Annotated in this window: 2 protein-coding genes; both read right to left on the bottom strand. The window is 72.7% G+C overall.

Going from position 1 to position 2,795, the window contains the following annotated elements; translation table 11 throughout:
• Window positions 1-157 precede the first annotated feature (157 nt).
• Window positions 158-1,246 carry a phospho-N-acetylmuramoyl-pentapeptide-transferase gene (mraY, locus tag L2I40_RS21495; RefSeq protein ID WP_237217266.1) on the bottom strand — a complete coding sequence of 363 codons (1,089 nt, stop codon included), beginning with the start codon at window positions 1,244-1,246 and terminating at the stop codon, window positions 158-160.
• Entirely contained in the window at window positions 1,243-2,646 is a 1,404-nt protein-coding gene (locus L2I40_RS21490) for a UDP-N-acetylmuramoyl-tripeptide--D-alanyl-D-alanine ligase (protein ID WP_237217264.1), read from the bottom strand. Before L2I40_RS21490 ends, mraY begins: the two co-directional genes overlap by 4 nt.
• Between the last annotated feature and the right edge of the window lie 149 nt (window positions 2,647-2,795).

Here is a 2,795-nt window from a genome sequence, read left to right as displayed (position 1 = left end):
GCGCGCTCCGCCGCCTCGCGCTGCGCGGCGCCGTCGTCCCAGGCCACGATCTCCGCGCCCCAGTCGCGCAGGCGCAGCGCCGCCGGCAGCCCGGCGCGGCCGAGGCCGACGACGGCGATGCGCTGGCCGGAGAAGGGCGCGAAGATCGCGGACGGGGTCATCGGATCTTCAGCGTGCTGAGGCCGACCAGCGCCAGCACCATGGCGATGATCCAGAACCGGATGACGATGGTGGGCTCCGCCCAGCCCTTCTTCTCGAAATGGTGGTGCAGCGGCGCCATCAGGAAGACGCGGCGGCCGGTCCGCTTGAACCAGAAGACCTGGATCATCACGGACAGCGTCTCGATCACGAAGAGCCCGCCTACGATCGCGAGTACGATCTCGTGCTTGGTCGCGACGGCCACCGCGCCGAGCGCGCCGCCGATCGAGAGGCTGCCGGTGTCGCCCATGAAGACCTTGGCCGGCGGGGCGTTGAACCAGAGGAAGCCGAGCCCCGCGCCGATCAGCGCCGAGAGGAAGACCGCCAGCTCGCCCGTGCCCGGCACGAAGTGCAGCTGCAGGTAGTCGGCGAAGACGCGGTTGCCGACCAGGTAGGCGATCAGCGCGAAGACGCCGGCGGCGATCATCACCGGCACGATGGCCAGCCCGTCCAGCCCGTCCGTCAGGTTCACAGCGTTCGACGCGCCGACCATCACCAGCGCGCCGAAGACCGGGAACAGGATGCCGAGGGGGACCAGCACTTCCTTGAAGACCGGCAGCGCGAGGTTGTCGTTCAGCGCCGGCGGCAGCAGCAGCATGATCCAGACCGCCGCGCCCAGGCCGAAGGCCCATTGCACGATCAGCTTGTGACGGCCCGACACGCCCTTCGTGTTGCGCTTGGTCACCTTCAGCCAGTCGTCCGCGAAGCCGAGCGCGCCGAAGCCGAGCGTGACCAGCAGCACCGCCCAGACATAGCCGTTGCGGAGATCCGCCCAGAGCAGGGTAGAGACCGCCAGCGCGATCAGGATCAGCAGCCCGCCCATGGTCGGCGTGCCCTTCTTGCTGACCAGATGGCTCTCCGGCCCGTCCTCGCGGATCGGCTGGCCACCGTTCTGCGTCGCCCGCAGGTAGCGGATCAGCGCCGGCCCGATCATCAGCGACAGGAACAGCGCGGTCATGCAGGCCGCGCCCGCGCGGAAGGTCAGGTAGCGGACGAGGTTGAACAGGATGAAGTCGTCCGCGAGAGGGGCGAGGAAGTTGAAGATCACGTCGCCACCCCAGCCGTTCCGGTCTTGTCGAGAGCCTTGAGCGCGGTCACCACGGCGGCCATCCGGCTGCCGAGCGAGCCCTTCACCAGCACCGCGTCGCCCGCGCGCAGCGCGGCCGCCACGACCGGCGCCAGCGCCGCGCTGTCCGCCGCATGCGCCCCGCGACGCGCTTCCGGCAGCGCATCGAACAGGCCGCGCATCAGCGGGCCGCAGCAATAGACGAGGTCGGCCGCCGCCGCGACATCCGGCGCAAGCTCCGCATGCATGGCAGGCCCGCCCTCGCCGAGCTCCAGCATGTCCCCGAGCACCACGAGCTTCCGGGTGGCCTGCTGCGCGACCAGCACCGCCAGCCCGGCGCGGATCGAGGCGGGGGAGGCGTTGTAGCTGTCGTCGAGCAGCAGCGCCGTCCCGCCCGGCAGCGCAAGCCGCACCTGCTGCCCGCGCCCGGCCGGCGCGCCGAAGGCGCCGAGCGCCTCGGCCGCGACGACCGTGTCGAGGCCGAGCGCATGCACCGCCGCCAGCACCGCGCAGGCATTCAGCGCCAGGTGATGCCCCGGCGCGCCGAGATGAACCGACAGCGGCAGCCCGTCCATCAGCAGCCGCGCCGTGCCGCGGTCCGGGCCGGCGACGTAGTCCGTCAGCTGGACGTCGGCGCGGGCGCTCTCGCCGAAGGTGAGGATGCGCGCGCCGACCGCCTCGGCGCGCTCGATGAGGCGCGGCAGGAAGGGCGTGTCGGCCGGCAGCACGGCGGCTCCACCCTTCTCCAGCCCGAGCAGGATGTCGGCCTTCTCCTCGGCGATCGCGGCCTGGCTGCCGAGGTTGCCGATATGGGCCGTGCCGATCGCCGTGATCACCGCCACATGCGGCCGCGCCATCCGGGCCAGCGGTTCGATCTCGTGGCGGTTGTTCATGCCCATCTCGACCGCGGCGAAGCGCGCCTCGTGCGGCGTGCGGGCGAGGGTCACGGGCACGCCCCAATGGTTGTTGTAGCTCGCGACCGAGGCGTGGGTGGGCCCGAGCGCGCCGAGGGCGACGCGCAGCATCTCCTTGGTCGTCGTCTTGCCGACGCTGCCCGTGACGCCGACTACCCGCGCCGCGCTGCGGTCGCGCGCCGCGCGGCCGAGCGCCTGGAGACCCGCCAGCGTCTCCGGCACGAGGAGCAGCGGCGCATCCGCCGCGACACCGGGCGGATCGCGGTCCACCAGCGCCGCCGCCGCGCCCTTGGCCAGCGCATCGGCGACGAAGTCGTGGCCGTCGCGCGCGTCGCGCAGCGCAACGAACAGGTCGCCCGGCCGTATCGTCCGCGTGTCGATGGAGATGCCGGTCACGGCGACCTCCGCGCCGAGCGTCCCGCCCGTCGCCGCGCGCAGCTCGGCCGAGGTCCAGAGCGACGCGCTCATGCCGCCGCCCCGGCCGGCGACACCAGCGACCGCACCACCGCGACGTCGTCGAAGGGATGCGTCACCGTGCCGATCGTCTGCCCGCTCTCGTGCCCCTTGCCGGCGACCGCCAGCACGTCGCCGCGGCCGAGCGCGGAGAGCGCGCGCGC

It is taken from the genome of Falsiroseomonas oryziterrae (genome assembly GCF_021864505.1).
In the GTDB taxonomy this organism is placed as follows: domain Bacteria; phylum Pseudomonadota; class Alphaproteobacteria; order Acetobacterales; family Acetobacteraceae; genus Falsiroseomonas; species Falsiroseomonas oryziterrae.
This window is presented reverse-complemented; position numbering and strand designations above follow the sequence as displayed.